This window comes from Quatrionicoccus australiensis (assembly GCF_020510525.1).
In the GTDB taxonomy this organism is placed as follows: Bacteria; Pseudomonadota; Gammaproteobacteria; order Burkholderiales; family Rhodocyclaceae; genus Azonexus; species Azonexus australiensis_B.
In genome coordinates, this window is sequence record NZ_CP075188.1 from 2,836,169 (window position 1) to 2,858,124 (window position 21,956).

Below are 21,956 nucleotides of genomic sequence, written 5' to 3' on the forward strand. Positions count from 1 at the left end.
TTTTTGCTATCGTCGATTCATGAACGCTAACGAAACCGGCCAGGGAAGAATCGATGGCAGCCGCCCCCGAGCACAGGCCCATCTACGCAAACATCTGCCGCGCCTCAAGCGGCGAATGCTTTGCGGCGGCGCACTGCTGCTCGGCCTGTTTGCGCAGGCGGGCTGCACGACGATTCCTTCGGCAGCGACGCGTCGGCAAACGGCAGATGAAGTCGCTGCCGCCCGGGACTGGGCGCGCAGCACGATCGCAGCCCCGGGCTTCGAGCTCACTACCTATGCGCCGCAACGGATTACGCCGGATGAAATACTGACGATCTATATCGAAGGCGATGGTCTGGCCTGGCTAAGCACCGACACCCCGTCGTCAGACCCGACGCCGCGCGATCCGCTCGCCTTGCGCCTGGCGCTGGCGCAGCCATCGGGCAACGCCGCCTATCTGGCCCGCCCCTGCCAGTTTGCCGGCATTGACTCGCCCCGATGCAGCCAGCGCTACTGGACCAGGGCGCGCTTCGCTGCAGAAGTGATCGAGGCCATGGATGCCGGGGTGACGCAGCTGAAATCGCGCTTCGGGGCCAGACAACTGACCCTGGTCGGCTATTCCGGTGGCGCAGCGGTGGCCGCACTGCTGGCGGCACGGCGCACGGATGTTGAACGGCTGGTCACGGTGGCGGGCAATCTGGACCACCGCGCCTGGACCACCCATCACCGCATCAGCCCCTTGACCGACTCACTGAATGCCGGTGATGCAGCGCATCAACTCCGGGCGATTCCCCAGACGCACTTTTTCGGCAGTCTCGACAAGATCATTCCGCCCACCCTGGCACTCAACTTGCCGAGCGAACTGCGCGGACAGGGAAACCGGCATCTGCAATTCATGCCAGACCATGACCACCAGTGTTGCTGGGTGCAAGACTGGCCCCGGCTCTGGGCGCTGCTGCCGTAAGCGGATAACCGGCGGCTTCAGGCAGCCTGCGCCGCCTCGCCCACAAGCAAAGCGGCCAGCGCCGCCTCGGCAAACTGCACGTCCTGCGCTTCGCTGCCGCCCGAGATGCCGATCGCGCCGACCAGCACGCCTTCGTGCTTGACCGGCAGGCCGCCGCCGAAGCCGACGAAGCGCTCGCGCTGCAGCAGACCGTGGCGCAGCATTTCCGAACCCTTGGCGAGGCGGGCATCCCATTTGGCGGTGGCCGGGCCGAAGCTGACCACGGTGTAGGCCTTGTCGAGGGCGATGTCGATGGAGTGGAAAGGCGCACCCGGGTGGCGTTTGAAGACCAGCGGGTAGCCGGCGCGGTCGACCACCGCCACACACACTTTTACGCCGGCTTCGGCCGCGGCGGCCAAGGCGAGGTCGGCCAGTTCGTCGGCCGTACCCAGGCCGAGCGAAGCGATCATTTCAATATCCATCAGGTTTTTTCTCCATGGGCTGCCGACACCGTCGCCGCCAGACGGGCGCGACGGGTCAGCAGGAAGACGACAAAGCCGGCGAGGACGACGCCTTCGCCGAGCAGGGTATTACTGGCGCCGAGGCCGACCGCGACGAAGCCGGCGAGCAGGCCGCCGAGCGCGTCGAAGCCGAAGCGGGCCGAGGTGAAGAAGGAAACGATGCGGCCGCGCAGGTGGTCGGGTGCCATGCTCTGCAGCAACATGTTGATGCCGACATTGCACACCGAGATGCCGAAGCCGAGCCCGGTCATCGCCGCCAGCGCCAGCGGCAGGTGTGGCGTCAGGCCGAAGACGAGCAGCGCAGCGGCGGCAATTGCGGTGCCGGCAACGACGGCGCCGATCAGGCCGGGCACCGTCTTGCGCGTGGCGAGGAAGATGGTCGAGGCGAAGGCGCCGCAGCCGGCGGCACCCCACAGCCAGCCCAGCGTCGTCGCATCACCGGCAAAGACGTCGCGCGCGAAAACCGGCAGCAGCACGGCGTAAGCCGAGGCGGTCAGGTTGAGCCCAATCAGCGTGATGATCAGCATCCGTACGGTCCACGTCTGCCAGGCATACAAAATGCCTTCCTTGAAGACCTGGCCGACCGAGCCGCTCGCCCGCGCCGTCGCCTTGACCTCGATGCACAGCAGACCGCCAATCAGGGCGAGGAAGGACAGGCCGTTGATCGCGAAACAGGCTGCTTCCGAGGTCAGCCCGACGAGCAGGCCGGCAATCGGCGGCCCGACGAAGCGGCCGGAATTGAACAGCATGGCATTGAGCGCCAGCGCGTTGGGCAGGTCGTCGCGGCTGCCGACGAAACCGCCGATCATCGACTGGCGCAGCGGCGTGTCGAAGCTGTTGAGAATGCCCAGGGTCAGCGACATGGCGATGATGAAACCGGTCGTGATCAGCCCCGAGGCGGTCAGCGCCGCCAGCACGAAGGCCTGCAGCGCGAGCAGCGACTGGATGCGCAGCAGCCACTTCTTCTTGTCCTGCTTGTCGATCCAGGCGCCGGCCAGCGGCCCGACGACGAGCTGCGGAATCAATGCGCAGAAGGCAGTGACGCCGAGCAGCGCGGCCGAACCGGTCAAGCGGTAAACCAGCCAGGAAAGCGCCACCTGCTGTATCCACGAACCGAGAATGGAAACCGCCTGACCGAGGAAATACAAACGGAAATTGCGGTGCGCCAGGGCGCGCATGCCGGCGGGGAGAGCCATATCAGTGGTCTGCTTCGTAATTGATAGGACAGGATGAAAGCGCCGGATTTGTTTGTCTGGCTAGGCGCGAACCGCAGCGATAGCCGACGCTATCGCGAGGATGAGCAACGACGCCAGGCGGACAAAGACAAGCTTTCATGTTCGATTAATTGCGAAACAGGCCACTATATGCTCGCCACCATCGCCGCACACAAGGCTGCACCGCACAGATAGGTACCGAGCGCCCCGACGAAGCGGGCCGGATTCGGTCGGCCAAGGCTGGGCCAGGCGACCAGGCCGACGACGATCAGGAAGCGGCAGATGGTGGCGGCGATGATCAGGTTGACCACCAGGCTGGACGGGCCGCGCCAGCCAAAATAGAGAAAAATCACGGCAAGAAATGGCGCGAACTCGGCAGTATTGGCATGCGCCCGGATCACCCGGTTGAGCAGCGAATTGCGCTCGTCAGACGGCCCGGCACCGACACCGCTGCGAAAGCGCAGGAGGGAAACAGACAGGCCGAGCAGGAAAAGCAGGCCGCCGAGCGCGGCGGTGCAATAGAGGGCGACGGGATGCATGGGGCAGGACTCTTTGTTGTTTTGACGGGATCAGCGCGCCGCGCGCCGGAACAGCAGGTAGCCGGCGAGCGAGGCGGCGGCGGTCACCAGGATGACCCATGCCATCGGCCGGCCGCTGCCGTCGTGATGATAACTGACCGCCGCACTGGCCAGCATGCCGAGGCCAAACTGGCTGGCGCCGAACAGTGCGGCCGCGGCACCGGCATTCTGCGGGTAGCGCGCCATCAGCAAACCGACACAATTGGCGCCGAGCAGGCCGGTCATGCTGACCACGACGAAGAGGCCGCCGATCACCGCCGGCAGCGCATCGTTGACACCGGCCGCCACCCACAACAGCAAGGCGCCGACGAAGCCCAGGCCGCTGCCGACACCGGCCATCACGGCCGGCCCCTTGGCCTTGACCAGACGACTGTTCACGTAATTGGCGGCGAAGATGCCGATCGCGTTGGCCGCAAAGAGCAGGCCGTAGGCGAAAGGCGAAAAGCCGTGCAGTTCGATGAAATAGAAAGGACTGGCCGTGATGTAGGCAAACATCGCGGCGAAGGACATGCCGCCGGCCAGCACCAGGCCGAGCGCCACCGGATCAACGAGCAGGCTGCCGTAGATGGCAAAAGCGCGGCTCAGCGGCAGTTGACCGCGCTGGTCGGCCGGCAGGGTTTCCGGCAACTGCCACCAGACGACGAGCAGGCTGAGCACGCCCCACAGCACGACGGCGGCGAAGGTGCCGCGCCAGCCGAACTGGACGAGCAGCAGGCTGCCGAGCAGCGGTGCCAGCAGCGGCGCAATCGCCGTCACCATGGCCATCAGGGAAAGCTTGCGGATCGCCTCGGTCGGCGTGTACACGTCGCGCACCACGGCCCGCGCCAGCACCGAGGCCGCCCCGCCGCCAAGCGCCTGGACGAAGCGCGCGACGATCAATTGCTCGACCGCCGTTGCCAGCATGCAGGCCAGACTGGCCGCGGCGAACAGCGCGATGCCGGAGAGCATCACCGTACGCCGGCCATAACGGTCGGAAAGCGGCCCGTAGAACAGCATGCCCAGCGAAAAGCCGGCGAGGAAGACGGTGATCGATAACTGCACCGCCTCGGCCGACGCCGCCAGACCGCTCGCGATGGCCGGCAACGCCGGCAGATAGAGGTCGATGGCGAGCGGCCCGAAGGCGACCAGCGCACCGAGCAACAAAATAAAACGGCCCTCGCGGGCCGGATCGATAGCGGAATGGGTCATGGTTCGGAAATCAGTAAAACTGGACGAAGCCTGGCGGAAAGCGCGGAATCTGCCCAAATTCGCCGGTCGACCGCTGGGGACGGTCGACGCGGGAAAAAAGGCAAATTCCGCAGAACATATTCCTTGGCAAGATCAATCGTGACGCGAAGACGAGCCGAAGACAGTGCGAATAGCACGGCAAGGCGAAGCGACGCCCCGGAGGAAGTCCCCTTGGGGGACAAAGTCACGGTTGGTCTGGCCAAGGAATTACAGGCCGCCGAGCGCCAAATATTTGGTTTCCATATACTCGTCGAGACCATGGCTGGAGCCTTCGCGACCGACGCCGGACATCTTGACGCCGCCGAACGGGGCAACTTCCGTCGAGATCAGGCCGGTATTGACGCCAACCATGCCGTATTCAAGCTGCTTGGAAACGCGCCAGACGCGGCCGTGATCCTTGGAGAAGAAATAGGCGGCAAGACCGAATTCGGTGTCGTTGGCCATGTGCACCGCTTCGGCCTCGGTCTTGAAGCGGAAGAGCGGCGCCACCGGCCCGAAGATTTCTTCCTTGGCCACCGCCATGCCGGCGGTCACATCGGCGAGGATGGTCGGCTCATACCAGGTGCGGCCGAGCGCGTGGCGCTTGCCGCCGGTCACGACGCGAGCGCCTTTATCGACGGCATCCTTGACCAGTTCCTCGACCTTGTTGATCGCCGCATCATCGATCAGCGGGCCTTGCGTGACGCCCTCTTCCGTACCATGCCCGACCTTGAGCGCGGCAACGGCGGTCGCCAGCTTGGCCGCGAAAGCATCATAGACGCCATCCTGGACCAGGAAGCGGTTGGAGCAGACGCAGGTCTGGCCGGCGTTGCGGTACTTGGAAGCGAGCGCACCGGCGACGGCGGCATCGAGATCGGCGTCGTCGAAGACGATGAAAGGCGCATTGCCGCCCAGTTCCAGCGACATCTTCTTGACCGTGCCGGCGCACTGCTGCATCAGCAACTGACCGATAGGGGTCGAACCGGTGAAAGTCAGCTTGCGGACAATCGGGCTGGCCGTCATCACGCCGCCGATGGCGGAAGCCTTGCCGGTGACAACGCTGAACACGCCGGCCGGCACGCCGGCCCGCTCGGCCAGTTCGGCCAGGGCGAGCGCCGACAGCGGCGTCTGTTCGGCCGGCTTGAGGATGATGGTGCAGCCGGCAGCCAGCGCCGGGGCAACCTTGCGGGTGATCATCGCCGACGGGAAGTTCCACGGCGTGATCGCCGCGCAGACGCCGACCGGCTCCTTGGTAACGACGATCTGGCGGTCCTTGAACGGCGACGGGATGACCTCGCCGTAGGCGCGCTTGGCTTCCTCGGCGAACCACTCGATGTAGGCGGCGGCGTAGGCAATCTCGCCCTTGGCCTCGGCCAGCGGCTTGCCCTGCTCGGCGGTCATCAGCGCGGCGAGGTCGTCCTGGTGGGTCATCAGCAGGTCGAACCAGCGGCGCAGGATGCGCGAACGCTCGGCGGCCGTGGTTTCGCGCCAGGTCTTGAGCGCCTCGTCGGCGGCGGCGATGGCGCGCTCGGTTTCGGCGGCGCCGCAACGCGGGACGGTGGCGATGGTTTCGCCGGTGGCCGGGTTGGTGACGGGGAAAATTTCGCCGGAGTCGGCGGGGGTCCAGGCGCCGTTGATGTAGCAGGCCTGGCGCAGCAGGGTGGGGTCTTTCAATGCCAGCATGAGGTGGGCTCCTTGGTGTACGTTTTTATGAATGGTGGTGGTCTGGGGTCAGACCGGGGAATGTTGGTTGGCTTGGCCGGTGGTTAGCGGCGGATGTTGTGCTTGTTTGACGCTAGGGTTACGGCGTTCGCTTTGGTCTCGGCTACGGGGGATGTTGTGCTTGTTTTACGTTGGGGTTCCGCCTTGCGGGCGGGCGTACTTTCTTCTTGCTTCGCCAAGAAGAAAGTAGCCAAAGAAGAAGGCGACCCCCGGGTCGGCGCCGGGCGTTGCCCGGTCCCTTGCGCTACTCGGCTAGCCGGGCGGCTTGCTAAACTCGCCTGCGGCTCAGACAGACGCAAGCCGAAACCCCCGGCCAGCCTGCGTTGCTCAGCGCCTCCCAGGGGGACCCGAAAGGCGTCGCCGCCGAACCGGTGGGGGTGGTTTTGGGGTGTTTTCAGCGGTCGACCGTTAAAAACAAGGCCTTTATTTTTTTCTTCCTGGGCAGAGCCGTTGCTCCGAGACGCCTTGCGGGGTCCCCCTGAGAGGCGCTGAGCAACGCAGAAAGCGGCGGAAAGAGGGCGAGGACTGTCTGAGGCCCGCAGGGCCGAGTTCCGCAGCCCCCGCCGATTTCGAGTAGCGCAAGGGACCCGCGTAGCGGGCGCCGACCCGGGGGTCGCCTTTTCTTTGGCTACTTTCTTTTGGCGAAGCAAAAGAAAGTACGCCCGCGCCGCCAGCGCGGAACCCAACGGTTCTGCAAGCGCGCCAAACGACAACGCCCGCGCAGAACCCAGCGCTTCACCGCGCAATGCGGCCCGCGCCGATCCCGGCAGCCAAACAGCGCCGCAAAGCATTTGCCGCAAAGAAAAGGCAAAAGCGTCCATCAGTACGCCGCCCCACCCTTCGCAACATCACCCTTCTTGAACTTGTCCGCCAGCGCCACCGCAGAATTCCGCAACAAAAGCGCATCAACCCCCACCAGCAAAAAGCTCGCGCCAATCTCGCGATAGGCTTCCGCCGCAGCCGGATCAGCCGAGAACACGCCCGCCGCCTTGCCGGCCGCCGAGATCTTGCCGATCGCAGCAGCAACCGCCGCCTTGACGTCGGCGTGTCCCGGATTGCCGAGGTGGCCCATCGAAGCGGCGAGGTCGGACGGGCCGATGAAGACCGCGTCTACGCCTTCGACTTGCAAAATCGCGTCAAGACCGGCCAGACCGGTGGTCGATTCGATCTGCACGATCAGGCACATTTCTTCGTCGGCATGCGCGAAGTAGCCTTCGACGCCATTCCAGCGGGCGGCGCGCGCCATCGCCGTGCCGACGCCACGGATGCCGTTCGGCGGGTAGCGCATGGCGCGGACCAGCTTTTCGGCATCGGCGGCGGTTTCGACCATCGGCACCATGAGCGTCTGGACGCCGCCATCGAGCAATTGCTTGATGCGGGCGACGTCGTGATCGACGGTGCGCACGACCGGTTTGACCGGGTACGGCGCCAGCGCCTGCAGCTGTTCGATGATGCTGCGCAGGTCGTTCGGACCGTGCTCGCCATCGATCAGCAGCCAGTCGAAGCCGGTGGTGGCGACGATTTCGGCGGTGTAGGCGTTGGCCAGGCCGAGGAACAGGCCGATCTGCGTTTCGCGGGCGGCGAGCGCACGCTTGAAGGTATTGCGGGGCATCTGCACGGTCGACTCCTGTTTTTCAGACAAAACGGCAGGTGATGTTGCCGAGGGGGCCGTAATCGACATGGAAGGTGTCGCCCCGGCTGGCCGGCACCGGCCGCGTGAAGGAGCCGGCGAGGATGATCTGGCCCGGTTCGAGCGCCACGCCGTGCGGCGCGAAGCGCTTGGCCAGCCAGGCGATGCCGTTGGCCGGATGGTTGAGCACGCCGGCGGCGACGCCGGTTTCCTCGATCACGCCGTTGCGGTAGAGCAAGGCCGAAACCCAGCGCAGGTCGATGTCCATCGGCTTGATCGGACGACCGCCCATGATGATGCCGGCGTTCGCGGCATTATCGGAAATGGTGTCGAAGACCTTGCGCGGCCGCTTGCTTTCCGGGTCAATGCGCTGCGAGCGGGCATCGATCAGTTCGAGCGCCGGAATCACGTAGTCGGTGGCGGAGAGCACGTCGAGCATGCTGACGTTTTCGCCTTCGAGACGATCTTTCAGGATGAAGGCCAGCTCGACCTCGATCATCGGCACGATGAAGCGGTCGACCGGGATTTCGCCGCCATCGGCAAAGACCATGTCATCGAGCAGCGTGCCGTAGTCCGGCTCGTTGATCTGCGACGACATCTGCATGGCGCGCGAGGTCAGGCCGATCTTGTGGCCGACGATCTTGCGCCCTTCGGCGATCTTCATGTCGACCCAGGCCTTCTGGATCGCGTAGGCGTCGGGGATGGTGATTTCCGGGTAATCCAGCGAAATCTGGCGGATCTGCTGGCGGGTCTTTTCGGCTTCGTGGAAGCGACGCGCGGTGGCTTCGATGATGTCCTGGCTGAGCATGGTCATTCCTCTTGGTGGGCTTAAGTCTTCTTGTAACGGGCGTGGATATTGTTTTGCTTCCAGGTCCCGGATTCGCTGAACTCGACGATTTCCATCGACAGGGCCAGCGTGCGCTTTGCGTAAATCGTGGCGAAGTGCTCGCAGATCATCGCGAACAGCTCGTCGCCGGCTTTCTTTTTGGCTTCTTCGCTGCGGCCGCCGCCAATTTTCAGCGTGACATGCACGAAGGCATCGTCCACCGTGCCGTCGGCCACGCAGTAATCGTGCAGCCAGACGACGCGGGAACGGATGCCGCCGATCGGGAACACCCCACCCTGGTCAATCAACACCTGGTTGGCTTTTTTCAACAGGCTCCTGACGTCGGCTTCGGCCGCGTCAAGGTTGTCGGTGACTTCAAAGATCAGATGGGGCATTCCTTGCTCCTTTGGTTTGTTATTGCTTCAGGAAACCGGCATTTCGGCGCCGATGCCGCGCGCGCTCAGCGGGATGCCGGCGACCGGCAGGCTGACCACGACCTGGCCGGTACCCGAACTTTCGAAGTACGGGCAGACGATTTCGGCCTTGCCTTCGTATTTGTCCCAGCCGAGCGCGCCGAACAGCATGGCGGTGTCGTGCATCTTGCCTTCGCCGGTGCAGTACTGGGCGTATTCGGGCAGCATGCGCAGGAAGGTGGCCCACTGGCCTTCTTCCCACAGTTGCAGGGCGCGCAGGTCGACCTGCTTGTTGAATTCGCGGCTGATCGTGTTGAAACCTTCCTCGACCAGGCGGTTTTCCCAGATCTGGTGCGACATCGAGCCGGACGCGACGATGGCGACCTTGCAGTTGCTGCGAGCGACGGCCTTGGCCAGCGCTTCGCCGAGGATGCGCGACTCTTCGAGCGAGCCGAAGGTGCTCCAGCCGGCAATCGAAACCACCTTGATCTTGCCTTCCGGGTTCATGTAGCGCATCGGCAGGATGGTGCCGTATTCGAGATCGAGCGAAGCAACCCGGTGCGCACGCGTCTTGACGCCCATGGCGGTGGCTTCTTCGGCGATCAGGTCGCCCAGTTCCGGATTGCCCGGAAACTCGTAGGGCAGGTCCTGGATGAAATGCGGGAACTCGTGGCTGGTGTAATTGCCCTTGTGCACCGCATTGTTGTTGATGTGATAACCGGCATTGACCAGCCAGTGCGTGTCGAACACGATGAAGGTGTCGACGCCGAGTTCGGCGGCGCGGCGGCCGATCTCGCGTTCGGCATCAATCGCAGCCTGGCGGCACCCATGCGCGGGTCCCGGCTGTTCGGAAATAAGCATCGACGGCACGTGCGTGCACTTGATGGCCATCAGAATTTCACCCATGAAACTGTCTCCCTGAATTTTGAAAAAGATGTTTTCTCTGTATGGGGATCAATATGGCTTTACGCTCTTATTGAATGGGGAACACGACGTTGATCTGGCCGGTGCCGGACGAACCAAAGTAAGGCGTCACGATTTCGGCCTTGCCCTGGTAATCCTCGGCACCGAGCACGCCGAGCAGCATCGCCGTGTCGTGCATCATGCCTTCACCGTGACACTTGACCGCGTACTCCGGCAACATGCCGCAGAAGGTCTTCCAGTCGCCGTTCTTCCACAGTTCGATGACGTGGCGGTCGACGTTTTCCAGGAACGGATCCCAGACCTTGTGCATGAATTGCTCCGACACACCGTTCTGCGCGAAGCGGTGCGACAGCGAACCGGAGGCGAGCACGGCAACATTGCCTTCGCTCTGCTCGATGGCGCGGCGCACGGCGCGGCCCAGCTCGATCGAGTCGGCGAGGTTATGCACGGTGCACATCGCCGAGACCGAGATGACCTTGAACTGCTTGTCTTCGTTCATGTAGCGCATCGGCACCAGGGTGCCGTATTCGAGCGCCAGGCTGGTCGCGTCATGGGCGCGGGTAAGCACGCCGGCAGAGGTCGCTGCCGCGGCGATGGCATGCCCGAGCGCCGGGTTGCCTTCGTACGAGAACGGCATGTTCTTGATGAAGTGCGGCAGCTCGTTGGAGGTATAGATGCCCTCCCAGCTCGGCGCGCAGTTGATGTGATAGCCGGCATTGACCAGCCAGTGCGTGTCGAAGACGACGATGGTGTCGACCTTCAGCTCGCGCATGCGGCGGGCGATTTCCTTGTGGCCGTCGATGGCGGCCTGGCGGCAGCCCTTGTGCGGCCCATCCATTTCGGACAGGTACATCGACGGTACGTGGGTGATCTTGGCGGCGAGGACGAGTTTGCCCATATCTGTGTCTCCTTCTGTTCTTTAACTCCCTCCCCTTCAAGGGGAGGGTTGGGGTGGGGATGGGTTTTATTCGCGGAACAAACCCATCCCCCTCCCGGCCTCCCCCTTGTCCTACTGGATACCGTCCCTGCGGGACATAAAGGGGAGGGGTTTCTTGTTAGACGCCCCAGCGCGGGATGTGATGGCTGCCATACGAGACGGCGATGTTCTTGGCTTCGCAGAACACGTCGTAGCTGTAATGGTTGCCTTCACGACCGGTGCCGGAAGCCTTGGAACCGCCGAAGGGCTGGCGCAGGTCGCGCACGTTCTGGCTGTTGACGAAGGTCATGCCCGACTCGATGGCCTTGGCCAGGCGGATGGCGCGGCCGGTGTTGTTGGTCCACAAGTACGACGAGAGGCCGTAGATGGTGTCGTTGGCGATGCGCACAGCGTCCTCTTCGGTCTTGAAGCGGATGATGCAGGGCACCGGCCCGAAGATTTCTTCCTGGGCGATGCGCATCTTGTTGTCGACATTGGCGAACACGGTCGGCTGCACCCAGAAACCGTTCTTGAACTTGTCGGCGACGACCGGCGTGCCGCCGCCGAAGACGACTTCGGCGCCTTCCTGCTTGCCGAGTTCGATGTAGTAATTGACCTTGTCCTGGTGGCCCTTGGAGATCATCGGGCCGATCACGGTGTTCGGATCCATCGGATCACCGACCACCAGGCGCGAGGCACGGGCGGCGAAATCGGCGACGAACTTGTCGTAGATGCCTTCCTGGACAATGATCCGCGAGCCGGCAGTGCAGCGTTCGCCGTTGTTCGAGAAGATCATGAAGATGGCGGCATCGAGGGCGCGTTCGTAGTCGGCGTCGTCGAAGATGATGAACGGCGACTTGCCGCCCAGTTCCATCGAGAACTTCTTCAGGCCGGCGGCCTTGACGATGCGGTTGCCGGTAGCGGTCGAGCCGGTGAAGGAGATCGAGCGGACATCCGGATGCGAGACGAGCGGTTCGCCAGCCTTGTCGCCGAAACCATGCACGACGTTGAAGACGCCGGCCGGAATGCCGGCTTCGAGGGCCAGTTCGCCGAGGCGGTTGGCGGTCAACGGCGACAATTCGGACATTTTCATCACCGCGGTGTTGCCGAAAGCCAGGCACGGTGCCGTCTTCCAGGTCGCGGTCATGAACGGCACGTTCCACGGCGAGATCAGCGCGCAGACGCCGACCGGCTGCCACAGCGTGTAATTAAGGTGGCCGGTGTCGGAATCGTAGGTTTCACCGTGCATGTGCTGGATCAGCTCGGCGAAGTAATTGAAGTTGTCGGAGGCACGCGGAATCAGCACGCGCTTGGTCTGGTTGGTGACCTGACCGCAGTCGGCGGTTTCCATGTCGGCAATCGGCTCGACATTGGCGGCGATCAGTTCACCCAGCTTGCGCACCAGACGGGCGCGTTCCTTGACCGGCGTTGCCGCCCAGCCCGGGAAGGCGGCCTTGGCGGCAGCCACCGCGGCGTTGATTTCGTCCGTACCGCCGCTGGCAACGGTGTCGATGACTTCACCGGTCGCCGGGTTGATGGTTTCGAACGTTTCCTTGCTGTCGACCTTCTGGCCGTTGATGATGTGCTTGATCATGCTGTCCTCGCTTTTTGGTCTTCAGTTAGCGAAATAGGTGGCGTCGTCGACGATGCTGTTGATCAGGCAACAGACCCCTTCGACTTCGGTTTCGATGACATCGCCGGCCTTGACGTCAGCCAGGCCTTCCGGCGTGCCAGTCAGGATCACGTCGCCCGGATTCAGCGTCATGAAGGACGACAGGTATTCGATCAACGTCGGGATGTCGAAAATCATGTCGGCGGTCGTGCCTTCCTGCGTCGTCTTGCCATTGACGCGGGTGGTCAGCTTGAGCGCCATCGGATTCGGCACGTCGGCGGCGTCGACCAGCCAGGGGCCGAGCGGCGTGCAGGCGTCGCGGTTCTTGACGCGCAGGTTCGGGCGGTAATAGTTCTCGAGGTAGTCGCGGATGGCATAGTCGTTGGCCACGGTATAGCCGGCGACGATATCCATGGCGTCGGCCTTGGCGACGTTCTTGCCGGTCTTGCCGATGACCACGGCCAGCTCGCACTCGTAGTGCATGTAGGTGGCGTCGGCCGGGCGGCGCGTCTGCGCCTTGTGGCCGGTGATGGTGTTCGGCCCCTTGAGAAAGACGAGCGGCACTTCCGGCGCCTTGAAGGCGAGTTCCTTGGCGTGGTCGGCGTAGTTCAGGCCGAGCGCGAAGACGGTACCGACTTCGACCGGCGGCAGCCACTGAAAATCATTTTCAGAGAGCAGGCGGCCGTCGGCCAGGCAGAGCCGGCCGTCGGCAGATTCGGTGACCTGATGAACGGCGCCGTTGTAGGCAATGCGTCCGTGCTTCATGCTGCAACTCCTTCGGCGATGGTGAAGCTCAGGCTGCCGACCCCGTCGGCGCTGAGCGTGATCTTGCTGCCGGCCGCGGCTTGCGGCGCCTGGTAGCTGACGCCGACGAGCAGCACGTCACCCTGGCGCAGGCTCATGAATTCGGTGACATCGGCGAGCAGTTGTGCCGGCTGGCGGATCAGGCCGGCCAGTGAGCGGGATTCGACAACCTTGCCGTCAATTTCGGTGTTGAGGACCAGTTGATCGAGATCGACCAGCGGCTTGACCGAAGACAGCGGCAGCGAGCCGTCGAAACATTTTTCGCGGATCGCCGGGCGGTAGTAGCTGGCGTGCGGCAGGCTCAGGTCGGCGGCGAGCACGATGCCGGCGACAGCATCGAGTGCGTTTTCAGCCGTCAGGCGACCGGCGGCACGGCCCATGACCAGACCGATGGTGGCGGCCACCTCGACGGTTTTGGCATCACCCGGCAGGTTGACCGCTGCGCCGCAGGCAGCGCGGGTATTGGCCGGCTTGATGTACAGGGCCGGGGCCTTCGGAGCGCCCTTGTAAGGCGCCTCTGCGAGCGAACCGATTTTTTGCACGGAGGCTGCGTCATTGAGAATGACGCCATATACCGTACCGCTGACTTGCTGTTTGATCATTGTTGCTAGCTCCAGTTAGCCGAGGTAATGCACGAGGCCGAGGGACACAATCGGGAAGAAGACCAGGGCGACGATGCGGATGAAGTCGGAAGCGAGGAAAGGCATCACACCCCAGGCGGTCTCGCTCATCGGCACATCCCTGGCGATCTTGTTGATGACGTAGAGGTTCATGCCAACCGGCGGATGGACCAGGCCGATTTCAACCACCATCAGCGCCAGGATACCGAACCACACCGACTTGTCTTCCAGACCCATGCCGAAGAAATCGAGGCCCATCACCATCGGGTAAAAAATGGGAATGGTGAGCAGGATCATGGCCAGCGAATCCATGACGCAGCCGAGCAGGACATAGATGACCAGGATGGCGAACAGCACGACCAGCGCGGGCAGGCCGCTGCTCTGCACCCACAGCGCCAGCTCGGTCGGCATTTGCGACAGGGCCAGACTGGAGTTGAGCAGGTCGGCACCGATCAGCACCATGAAGATCATGCCGGTCGCGTGCGCCGTGCCATAGACGCTCTGCAGGAAATCCTTGGTCCGCATGCCGCCCGACACCGCGGCGATGATGCCGCAGGCCGCCGCGCCGATCGAGGCGGCTTCGGTCGGATTGGCCCAGCCGCCGTAGATGCCGACGATAACGACGAGGAAGACGCAAAGCACCGGAATGATGTTGATCTGGGCCTTGATCATTTCGCCGAACGGCACTTTCTTGCCGGCCGGACCGGCCGTCGGATCGCGGCGGACGATGATGGCAATGACCAGCAGGTAGCCGAGCGCGGCGACGATGCCGGGCACGACGGCGGCCACGAAGAGCTTGCCGATCGATTCCTGGGTGAGCACGGCGTAGATGACCAGCGGCACCGACGGCGGAATCATGATGCCCAGCGTGCCGGAAGCGGCCAGCGTGGCGGTGGCCAGCTTGCCGGAATAACCGGCTGCCTTCAGTTCAGGCAGGGCAACCTGGCCCATCGTTGCAGCCGTCGCCAGCGAGGAACCGCAGATTGCACCGAACGCCGCGCAGGCCGCCGTCGAGGCCATCGCCAGACCGCCGCGCCAGTGACCGATCAGGGTGCCGGCCGCCTTGAACAGCGCCTTGGACAGGCCGCCATGCGTGGCGAACTGACCCATCAGGATGAACAGCGGAATCACCGCGAGGTCGTAGTTCGACACCCGGGCATAGACCAGGTTGTTGAGGGTATACAGCAGGCCGGACGTCTCGCCGTGGTTCATCACCAGGTAAATCGCCGAGCCGGTGATGAACATTGCCATCGTGATATGGATCCGGATGGCGAGCATGCCGAGCAGGCAGGCGAAGCCGATCAGGCCGATTGCGGTACCGCTCATTTGTGGGCTCCCGGAATGTTCTTGGTCGGATGGAAGTGGGCGTAGGCGCGGTAGATGGCACAGATCATCATCAGGAACAGGCCGGGCACGAGCAGCGCGGTCGGAATCCACAGCGGCAGCGAGACCAGGGTCGTCACTTCTTCCGATTCGTAGGTGGCAATCGCCGACAGGATGGTGCGCCAGACGAGAATGCCGGAGACGATGGCAAAGAGGACTTCGGCCACGCCATCGATCGGGCGCTTCAGTGAATCACGCATGTTCTCGGTGAAAAAATCGACCTTGATGTGCTCGCCGAGCAGCGTGCAGTACGGCAGGAAGGCCGTGGCTGCAACGGCCGTCCCGGCCTGCATCAGCTCGATATCGCCATTGACCGAGCCGAAACCCAGCTTGCGGCCGATGATCGACACCAGCGACATCGCGATCAGGGCGATGAACAGCATGCCGCCCGAAATCGCCATCGCCTTGCCCGCCAGGATCAGCCAGTGCTCTGCCCTGTCGTGTTCCACCAGATCGTGGGGCATCCCCATCGGATCATGCATGATTCACCTCTTCCCTGTTTCGTCTTTGTTACTTGTTGGTGCCGGTCAGTTCGCGGGCAGAGGCAATCAGCTTCTTGCCGTCCAGACCCTTCTCGGCAACCTGCTTCGCCCAGTCTTCCTCGACGCTGTCGGTCGCCTGCTTCATGGCAGCAACCTGGGTCGCGCTGAAATTGGTGATCTTGTCGCCCTGGGCGGCAATGCGCTTGCGGGTATCGGCAGCCACTTCGTCAAACATCGCGCCGAACTTGGCGACCATGACTTCGCCGGTCGTCTTGTCGACAATGGCCTTCAGGTCAGCCGGCAGGCCGTCGTACTTCTGCTTGTTCATCAGCACGGTGAGCACGGTGGCGGTCGGGTGAGCGACGCCGGGGGCCGGCTGGGCGTGGAACTTGGTGACTTCGGAAAGCTTGGTCGGGTAGACCAGCTCCCAGGCGCCGAGCGAACCGTCGACGACGCCCTTGGCAATGGCTTCAGTGACCTGGGCCGGCGGCATGGCCACCGGCTGACCGCCGAGTGCGGCCAGGGTCTTGGCGCCAACGCGCGTCGAGGTGCGCAGCTTCATGCCGGAAAAGCCGGTCAGGCCAAGAATTTCCTTTTTCGAGGTGTGCACCGCCTGACCGCCGTCGGTATGGAAAGCCAGCACCTTGTAGGCAGCAAATTCCTGCTGCGCGTTCTGCTGGTAGTACTTCCACAGCGCCTTGGAGGAGCTGGTCGCGTCCTTGACCATGAACGGCAGTTCGAAAGCTTCGATGGCCGGGAAGCGGCCGGCCGAGTAACCCGGACCGGTCCACACCACGTCGGCAACGCCGTTCTTGACCTGGTCGGCGAGCTGGGCCGGCGTACCGCCCAGTTGCATGGCCGGGTAGAACTGGCAGGCGATGCGGCCGTTCGACTGTTTCTTCATGTCGTCGCACCAGGGCTGCAGCACCTTCTGCTGGGTCGGCGCAGCCGACGGCAGGAAGTGGGCGATCTTGAAGGTGACTTCCTGGGCCATGGCCGGCAGCGAAACAGCCAGCGCACCGAGAACTGCGAAGTTGCGATAGTTCATGTTATCTCCTCGTTTTGGAAAAATGGCCGGGGCCAGATCTTTGTTAATATGTTAGCGATTAAATCACTACGATATTAGTGAGTCAACATGCTGAGATGAAAATCTTTGAAAATATTTTCAAAAAAAACCGGCCGCACAAGGCGGCCGGAAAACTCGCAGAGGAGAGAGAAAACGAACGACAGGCCGGCCCGCAACGGGCGCCGGCTCAGGACTTCATGATCTTGAGGGTCTGGATCGAGGTGTATTCGGCCAGACCATGGCTGCCGAACTCGACGCCGATGCCGGACTGCTTGACGCCGCCGAAGGGCGCATCCGGCTGCACGGCGCCATGCTCGTTCACCCAGGCCGTGCCGCATTCCAGGCGCTGCGCCAGCTCGGCCGCGCGCACCAGGTCGGAGGACCAGATCGAGCCGCCCAGACCGTTCAGGCTGCGGTTGGCACGGGCAATGACTTCATCGACATCGCTGTACTTGATGACCGGCAACAAGGGGCCGAACGGCTCTTCATCGACCAGGCGCGAACCGTCGCTGAGATCGGCGACGATGGTCGGCTCGTAGAAATAGCCCGGCCCGGCGCGACGCTTGCCGCCGCACAGGAAACGGCCGCCACTGGCACGCGCGTCGGCGGCCAGTTCCTCGACCTTGGCCAGTTGCATGGCATTCTGGATCGGCCCGAGCTGGGTTTCCGGCAGCAGGCCGTCGCCGACCACGGTCGACGTCGCAATACGGGCCAATTCCGCGCACATTTCCTCGTAGATGCTGGCATGCACGTAGAGGCGCTTGAGGCAGGCGCAGGTCTGGCCATTGTTGTGAAAGGTGACGCCGAACAGCTTGGGCGCCACCGCCTTGACATCGACGTCGGGCAGCACGATGCCGGCGTCGTTGCCGCCGAGTTCCAGGGTCAGGCGTTTCAGGTTGCCGGCGCCGGCCGCCATGATCTTGCGCCCGGTCGCCGTCGAGCCGGTAAAGACGATCTTGGCGATACCGGGATGGCTGGCCATGGCCGGGCCGACGTCGGAGCCGGCGGCACCGGTCACCAGGTTGAGCACCCCCGGCGGCAGGATGGCATTGGCCAGTTCGACGAAACGCGCCGTCGCCACCGGGCTCAGTTCGGACGGCTTGATGACCACCGTGTTGCCGGCGCGCAGGGCCGGAATGACGTGCCAGATGGCGATCATCAGCGGCCAGTTCCACGGCGTGATCGAACCGACCACGCCGAGCGGCTTGCGGTGAATCTCGACACGCGCTTCGGCGTTGTCCTGCAGGATTTCGACCGGCAGCGTCAGGTCGGCCGTGACATGCGTCCAGGCAATCGAACCGCCGACCTCCATGCCGGCGCCGACACCGTTCAGGCCGGCGAGCGGCTTGCCGGTTTCCAGCGTGACCAGCTCCATCAGTTCCGGCATGTGCGCCTCGAGCGCCGCCCCCACGGCATGCAGCAGGGCCTGGCGTTCGCCGTCCGGCGTCTTGCTCCAGCCGGAAAACGCCCGCTGCGCGGCGTCGACCGCTGCGTCCACATGCGCGGCATTGCCGGCTGCCGCCAGGGCGAAAGCTTCACCGGTGGCCGGGTTGATGACGGGAAAGGTCGCCGCAGCGACCACCGGCTGACCATCGATCAGCATCGTGATGTTTTTCATGTTTGTCTCCTGATTATTATGTGTTGTTGCCGTGGTGCAGCGCCAGGCACTGCACCACGCTACTACCTGTTACCCGTTCAATGCTTGCCTTCGGCCAATACGCCGCGCCGCGAAAAACGCACCAGGCCGTTGCCGCTGCCGGCCACCAGCGCCGTCATCGACACGCGGTCGTCACGTTGCAGGCCGGTGAAACTGGCACCCGCATCACGACTCTCGATTTCCACGCCGTCCAGACCGACACCGACGACGCGTGCGCCGACTTCGAGCAGATTGGTCAGCGAGCTCTTGCTGCCGCTGTCGACGGCATGCCAGCTCTTGCCGTCATCGCTGCTGCGATACAGCGAGCCGCGCAGGCCGGCCACCAGCAAGGTGCCGTCATGCAGCGCGAGGCCGCTCCAGAACGAGCCCTTGTAGCCGGTGTTCAGGTATTGCCAGGTCTGGCCCTTGTCGTCGCTGCGCAGCACGGCGCCGCGCTCGGCGGCAACGAACAGGCTGCCCTTGGGCGAAGCGAAGGTCGCAAACAGGTTGCGGTCGGCCCGGCCGCCTTCCGGCGGTGCCGGCAGGGTGACCGTTTCCCAGGTCTTGCCGCCGTCACGGGTGCGCAGCACCAGCGACCACAGGCCGACCGCAACGCCCTCTTCGGCATTGAAGAAATGCACGGCAAACAGCGGCCGGTCCTCCTGCGTGTCGAGACGCTGGATGCTCCAGGTCTCGCCGCCGTCGGTGGTATGCACGATGGCGCCCCAATGACCGACGGCCCAGCCATTCTTCTCGTCGGCAAAACTCACAGCGGTCAACGTCGAGGAAACAGGCATTTTGCCGGCCTGACGGAAGTGCTTGCCGTCATCGTCGGAAAGCAGCGCGATGCCGTAGTCGCCGACTGCAACGATGCGCTTGCCGGCGGTGGTGGCACCCAGCATCGGCGCCAGGGTGGCACTGGCCGACTGGCGGGCCGGCTGCGCCTGCAACGGGACAGGCGCGGCCGGCATCTGGGCCAGGGCCGGCAGACAGGCGGCAGCGAACAACAGGGCGACGAGCGGACGACGGAAGTTGAAGGATTTGTTTTGCATGATGAACTCCGCTCAGTGACTGAAGATGCCCGGCGCGCGGACCGGCGTCTTGCGCGGGAAAAGTTTTTCCAGCCAGACCGCGAAGGCGGGCAGGGCCGTCATCGCCATGACCATGTTGACCATGAACATGAAGGCGAGCAGCTTGCCCATGTCGGCCTGGAACTTGAGATCCGAGAAGGCCCAGGTGGCGACACCGACCGCCAGCGTGATGGCGGTGAAGATGGTTGCCGTGCCGACTTCGAGAATCGAGAACTCAAGCGCCTTGACGATGCTCTGGCCACCCGCCATGTGCAGCTGCAGGCGGTTGTAGATGTAGAAGGCGTAATCGACGCCGATCCCGACCGCGAGCACCATGACCGGCAGCGTGGCGACGGTGAGGCCGATTTCCAGCTCCTTCATGAACCAGTAACCGATGAAGGTGCCGACCGTGAGCGGCAGGCAGCAGGCGATCACGGCGCGGAAGTCGCGATAGACAAGCGCAACCAGGATGATGATGGCAGCGTAGACATAGAGCATCATCGGCATTTCGCTCTTCTCGACCTCGTCATTGACCGCGGCGAGCACGCCGGCATTGCCGGAGGCGAGACGGACGCTGACGCCGTCGAGCTTGTTGCTGTCGCGGAAGGCCTTGACCTGGTCGATGACGCGGTTGATCGTGGTCGCCTTGTGGTCGGTCAGGAAGAGATGCACCGCGGTCATGCTGCAGTCTTTCTTCATGTAACCGCGCATGCGGCCGATCTCGGTGCTCAGCGCCGCGTAATTGCCCGGATCGATCGGGATCGCCCCCATTTTCGGGTTGCCTTCGTTGTAACCCTCGTTGAAGGTACGCAGCTGGCCGGCGTAGGAACTGGCCGAAAGAACGCCTTCGACGTGCTGCATTTCCCAGACGAACTGGTCCTGGTAGATGCCGATCGCGACGTTCTCGCAGGACTCGGGCGCTGCCTCGAAAATCACCGTCAACCAGTCGAGACCGGTGTCGTAGGAGGTCGAGATGGATACGGCGTCACGGTTGAAGCGGGCTTCCGGACGCAGTTCCGGCGCGCCCGGCTGCAGCGTGCCGATGACACGGTCGCTGCTCTGCCAGACGGCTATGCCGAAAATCGCCGTGGTGATCGCGATGACGATCGCGGCATTGCGCGGCTCGGCAACGCGGGCCAGCGAACGCAGCCAGCGCGCCCGCTTGTCACGCTTGAGCATCGCTTCCTGCGCGTATTGCTTGGTGAATTTGAAGTAGGACGCGGCAATCGGCAGCATCGCCAGATTGGTGGTGATCTTGAAGAAGACGCCGAGCGAGGCGGTGATCGCCAGTTCGCGCACCATCGGGATCGGGATCATGACCTGGGTGATGAAGGAAACGAAGGCGGTGACCAGGGCCAGCACGCCCGGAATCAGCAGGCCGGAGAAGCTGGCGCGGGCGGCTTCTTCAGTCGTCTTGCCGTGCGACAGTTCGCGCACGATGAAGTTGATCTGCTGCACGCCGTGCGACACGCCGATCGCGAAGACCAGGAAAGGCACCAGCACGGCCAGCGGATCGAGCCCGAAGCCGAGCAGGCGCAGCGCGCCGAACTGCCAGACCAGCGAGGTCAGCGAACAGACCACCGGCAGCAGCGTGAAGCGGATCGAATGGCAGTACCAGTACACCGCGGCAGCGGTCAGCAGCAGCGCCACGGCACAGAATTCGAGCACCGCCGAGGCGCCGTTGGCGATGTCGCCGATCTGCTTGGCGAAGCCGATGATCTGGACCTCGAAGCCGGCATCCTCGTACTTGCCGCGCAATTCTTCGAGCAGCGCGTTGTAGGCGACGTAGTCGATCTTGTTGCCGTCCTTGTCGAGTTCGGCCAGCTCGGCGACGATCATCGCACTCGTCTGGTCACGCGAGACCAGGGTGCCGACGAAACCGCCCTGCCCGGCCGAACGCTGGATGCCGGCGATCAGTTCCGGGGTCAGTTGATCCGGCATCACGGTGCCGGGAATCAGCGGGTCGGCGCGAAAGCCTTCCTCGGTGATTTCGTTGACGAAGCTGTTCGGCGTCCACAAGGACTGCACGCCGAGGCGATCGACGCCGGGCAGGTAGATCACCGCCTGGGTCACGTCGTAGAGGCGCTTCAAACCTTCCTGCGTCCAGATCGTGCCCTGCTTCGCCTTGACCACGACGTTGAGGCGATTGGCGCCAAGCACGTCGTTGCGGTATTTCTGGAAAGTCTCGATGTATTCGTGGCCGGTCGGCATCTGCTTTTCGAAGCCGGCTTCCATGCGTAGCTGGAAGGCGAAGTAGCCCATGCCGGCAGTAAACACGGCGAGCCAGATCAGGAAGGGCGTCCGGAAGCGGAAGCAGAAATCTTCAAGGCCCTTGAGCAACCGGGTCAGATGCCGGTCGACATCATTTACGCTGAAAAAATTGATCATGGCGAGCTGTTCCCTGCGGAGTA

20 protein-coding genes are annotated in these 21,956 nt (G+C 63.6%); 1 reads left to right on the forward strand and 19 read right to left on the reverse strand.

Annotated features, from left to right (window positions below):
* The first annotated feature begins 19 nt into the window (after nt 1-19).
* On the forward strand, nt 20-943 hold the full coding sequence (locus tag KI612_RS13645; RefSeq protein ID WP_226440624.1) for an alpha/beta hydrolase: 924 nt from the start codon (nt 20-22) through the stop codon (nt 941-943).
* 17 nt (nt 944-960) lie between these two features.
* Here KI612_RS13645 and KI612_RS13650 read toward each other — a convergent pair whose 3' ends face one another.
* The 19 genes from KI612_RS13650 to KI612_RS13740 form a co-directional block, all read right to left on the reverse strand.
* A complete protein-coding gene (locus KI612_RS13650) occupies nt 961-1,404 on the reverse strand; it encodes a GlcG/HbpS family heme-binding protein (protein ID WP_226440625.1) in 444 nt (147 codons plus the stop codon).
* Nucleotides 1,404-2,639 (reverse strand): MFS transporter, encoded by a 1,236-nt coding sequence (locus tag KI612_RS13655; protein ID WP_226440626.1) that lies wholly within the window; start codon nt 2,637-2,639, stop codon nt 1,404-1,406. Before KI612_RS13655 ends, KI612_RS13650 begins: the two co-directional genes overlap by 1 nt.
* Nucleotides 2,640-2,803: 164 nt before the next feature.
* Nucleotides 2,804-3,196, reverse strand: coding sequence for an MAPEG family protein (locus KI612_RS13660; protein WP_226440627.1), 393 nt, complete (start codon nt 3,194-3,196; stop codon nt 2,804-2,806).
* A gap of 30 nt (nt 3,197-3,226) precedes the next feature.
* Nucleotides 3,227-4,423 carry a Bcr/CflA family multidrug efflux MFS transporter gene (locus KI612_RS13665; protein ID WP_226440628.1) on the reverse strand — a complete coding sequence of 399 codons (1,197 nt, stop codon included), beginning with the start codon at nt 4,421-4,423 and terminating at the stop codon, nt 3,227-3,229.
* A gap of 246 nt (nt 4,424-4,669) precedes the next feature.
* The gene (locus tag KI612_RS13670; RefSeq protein WP_226440629.1) at nt 4,670-6,124 is read right to left on the reverse strand and encodes an NAD-dependent succinate-semialdehyde dehydrogenase; all 1,455 of its coding nucleotides are present in this window, start codon (nt 6,122-6,124) and stop codon (nt 4,670-4,672) included.
* Nucleotides 6,125-6,983: 859 nt separating this feature from the next.
* The gene (locus KI612_RS13675; protein WP_226444248.1) at nt 6,984-7,775 is read right to left on the reverse strand and encodes an aldolase/citrate lyase family protein; all 792 of its coding nucleotides are present in this window, start codon (nt 7,773-7,775) and stop codon (nt 6,984-6,986) included.
* A 22-nt stretch (nt 7,776-7,797) separates the two neighbouring features.
* Complete coding sequence (hpaH, locus tag KI612_RS13680; RefSeq protein ID WP_226440630.1) at nt 7,798-8,601, reverse strand: 2-oxo-hept-4-ene-1,7-dioate hydratase; 804 nt, start codon at nt 8,599-8,601, stop codon at nt 7,798-7,800.
* A gap of 20 nt (nt 8,602-8,621) precedes the next feature.
* Nucleotides 8,622-9,014 (reverse strand): 5-carboxymethyl-2-hydroxymuconate Delta-isomerase, encoded by a 393-nt coding sequence (locus KI612_RS13685; protein WP_226440631.1) that lies wholly within the window; start codon nt 9,012-9,014, stop codon nt 8,622-8,624.
* 27 nt (nt 9,015-9,041) lie between these two features.
* Nucleotides 9,042-9,938, reverse strand: a complete 897-nt coding sequence (gene hpaD, locus KI612_RS13690) for a 3,4-dihydroxyphenylacetate 2,3-dioxygenase (RefSeq protein WP_226440632.1) — start codon at nt 9,936-9,938, stop codon at nt 9,042-9,044.
* A gap of 67 nt (nt 9,939-10,005) precedes the next feature.
* Nucleotides 10,006-10,854 carry a 3,4-dihydroxyphenylacetate 2,3-dioxygenase gene (hpaD, locus tag KI612_RS13695; RefSeq protein ID WP_226440633.1) on the reverse strand — a complete coding sequence of 283 codons (849 nt, stop codon included), beginning with the start codon at nt 10,852-10,854 and terminating at the stop codon, nt 10,006-10,008.
* Between the two features lie 157 nt (nt 10,855-11,011).
* Nucleotides 11,012-12,466 carry a 5-carboxymethyl-2-hydroxymuconate semialdehyde dehydrogenase gene (gene hpaE, locus KI612_RS13700; protein WP_226440634.1) on the reverse strand — a complete coding sequence of 485 codons (1,455 nt, stop codon included), beginning with the start codon at nt 12,464-12,466 and terminating at the stop codon, nt 11,012-11,014.
* A 21-nt stretch (nt 12,467-12,487) separates the two neighbouring features.
* Nucleotides 12,488-13,249 carry a fumarylacetoacetate hydrolase family protein gene (locus tag KI612_RS13705; protein ID WP_226440635.1) on the reverse strand — a complete coding sequence of 254 codons (762 nt, stop codon included), beginning with the start codon at nt 13,247-13,249 and terminating at the stop codon, nt 12,488-12,490.
* Nucleotides 13,246-13,890, reverse strand: a complete 645-nt coding sequence (locus KI612_RS13710; protein WP_226440636.1) for a fumarylacetoacetate hydrolase family protein — start codon at nt 13,888-13,890, stop codon at nt 13,246-13,248. The genes KI612_RS13705 and KI612_RS13710 overlap by 4 nt, the downstream gene beginning before the upstream one ends.
* A gap of 15 nt (nt 13,891-13,905) precedes the next feature.
* The gene (locus KI612_RS13715) at nt 13,906-15,234 is read right to left on the reverse strand and encodes a TRAP transporter large permease (RefSeq protein WP_226440637.1); all 1,329 of its coding nucleotides are present in this window, start codon (nt 15,232-15,234) and stop codon (nt 13,906-13,908) included.
* Complete coding sequence (locus KI612_RS13720; RefSeq protein ID WP_226440638.1) at nt 15,231-15,773, reverse strand: TRAP transporter small permease; 543 nt, start codon at nt 15,771-15,773, stop codon at nt 15,231-15,233. Before KI612_RS13720 ends, KI612_RS13715 begins: the two co-directional genes overlap by 4 nt.
* Before the next feature lie 28 nt (nt 15,774-15,801).
* Nucleotides 15,802-16,821, reverse strand: coding sequence for a TRAP transporter substrate-binding protein (locus KI612_RS13725; RefSeq protein ID WP_226440639.1), 1,020 nt, complete (start codon nt 16,819-16,821; stop codon nt 15,802-15,804).
* Between the two features lie 205 nt (nt 16,822-17,026).
* Nucleotides 17,027-18,457, reverse strand: coding sequence for an aldehyde dehydrogenase family protein (locus tag KI612_RS13730; RefSeq protein WP_226440640.1), 1,431 nt, complete (start codon nt 18,455-18,457; stop codon nt 17,027-17,029).
* A 77-nt stretch (nt 18,458-18,534) separates the two neighbouring features.
* Nucleotides 18,535-19,527, reverse strand: coding sequence for a WD40/YVTN/BNR-like repeat-containing protein (locus KI612_RS13735; RefSeq protein ID WP_226440641.1), 993 nt, complete (start codon nt 19,525-19,527; stop codon nt 18,535-18,537).
* A 12-nt stretch (nt 19,528-19,539) separates the two neighbouring features.
* Entirely contained in the window at nt 19,540-21,933 is a 2,394-nt protein-coding gene (locus KI612_RS13740) for an efflux RND transporter permease subunit (RefSeq protein WP_226440642.1), read from the reverse strand.
* Nucleotides 21,934-21,956 lie beyond the last annotated feature (23 nt).

What these genes read in the sequence shown, in the direction of transcription:
- KI612_RS13645 (WP_226440624.1), top strand. Translation starts at nt 20, where the DNA reads ATGAACGCTAACGAAACCGGCCAGGGAAGAATCGATGGCAGCCGCCCC.
- KI612_RS13650 (WP_226440625.1), bottom strand. Translation starts at nt 1,404, where the DNA reads ATGGATATTGAAATGATCGCTTCGCTCGGCCTGGGTACGGCCGACGAA.
- KI612_RS13655 (WP_226440626.1), bottom strand. Translation starts at nt 2,639, where the DNA reads ATGGCTCTCCCCGCCGGCATGCGCGCCCTGGCGCACCGCAATTTCCGT.
- KI612_RS13660 (WP_226440627.1), bottom strand. Translation starts at nt 3,196, where the DNA reads ATGCATCCCGTCGCCCTCTATTGCACCGCCGCGCTCGGCGGCCTGCTT.
- KI612_RS13665 (WP_226440628.1), bottom strand. Translation starts at nt 4,423, where the DNA reads ATGACCCATTCCGCTATCGATCCGGCCCGCGAGGGCCGTTTTATTTTG.
- KI612_RS13670 (WP_226440629.1), bottom strand. Translation starts at nt 6,124, where the DNA reads ATGCTGGCATTGAAAGACCCCACCCTGCTGCGCCAGGCCTGCTACATC.
- KI612_RS13675 (WP_226444248.1), bottom strand. Translation starts at nt 7,775, where the DNA reads ATGCCCCGCAATACCTTCAAGCGTGCGCTCGCCGCCCGCGAAACGCAG.
- hpaH (WP_226440630.1), bottom strand. Translation starts at nt 8,601, where the DNA reads ATGCTCAGCCAGGACATCATCGAAGCCACCGCGCGTCGCTTCCACGAA.
- KI612_RS13685 (WP_226440631.1), bottom strand. Translation starts at nt 9,014, where the DNA reads ATGCCCCATCTGATCTTTGAAGTCACCGACAACCTTGACGCGGCCGAA.
- hpaD (WP_226440632.1), bottom strand. Translation starts at nt 9,938, where the DNA reads ATGGGTGAAATTCTGATGGCCATCAAGTGCACGCACGTGCCGTCGATG.
- hpaD (WP_226440633.1), bottom strand. Translation starts at nt 10,854, where the DNA reads ATGGGCAAACTCGTCCTCGCCGCCAAGATCACCCACGTACCGTCGATG.
- hpaE (WP_226440634.1), bottom strand. Translation starts at nt 12,466, where the DNA reads ATGATCAAGCACATCATCAACGGCCAGAAGGTCGACAGCAAGGAAACG.
- KI612_RS13705 (WP_226440635.1), bottom strand. Translation starts at nt 13,249, where the DNA reads ATGAAGCACGGACGCATTGCCTACAACGGCGCCGTTCATCAGGTCACC.
- KI612_RS13710 (WP_226440636.1), bottom strand. Translation starts at nt 13,890, where the DNA reads ATGATCAAACAGCAAGTCAGCGGTACGGTATATGGCGTCATTCTCAAT.
- KI612_RS13715 (WP_226440637.1), bottom strand. Translation starts at nt 15,234, where the DNA reads ATGAGCGGTACCGCAATCGGCCTGATCGGCTTCGCCTGCCTGCTCGGC.
- KI612_RS13720 (WP_226440638.1), bottom strand. Translation starts at nt 15,773, where the DNA reads ATGCATGATCCGATGGGGATGCCCCACGATCTGGTGGAACACGACAGG.
- KI612_RS13725 (WP_226440639.1), bottom strand. Translation starts at nt 16,821, where the DNA reads ATGAACTATCGCAACTTCGCAGTTCTCGGTGCGCTGGCTGTTTCGCTG.
- KI612_RS13730 (WP_226440640.1), bottom strand. Translation starts at nt 18,457, where the DNA reads ATGAAAAACATCACGATGCTGATCGATGGTCAGCCGGTGGTCGCTGCG.
- KI612_RS13735 (WP_226440641.1), bottom strand. Translation starts at nt 19,527, where the DNA reads ATGCAAAACAAATCCTTCAACTTCCGTCGTCCGCTCGTCGCCCTGTTG.
- KI612_RS13740 (WP_226440642.1), bottom strand. Translation starts at nt 21,933, where the DNA reads ATGATCAATTTTTTCAGCGTAAATGATGTCGACCGGCATCTGACCCGG.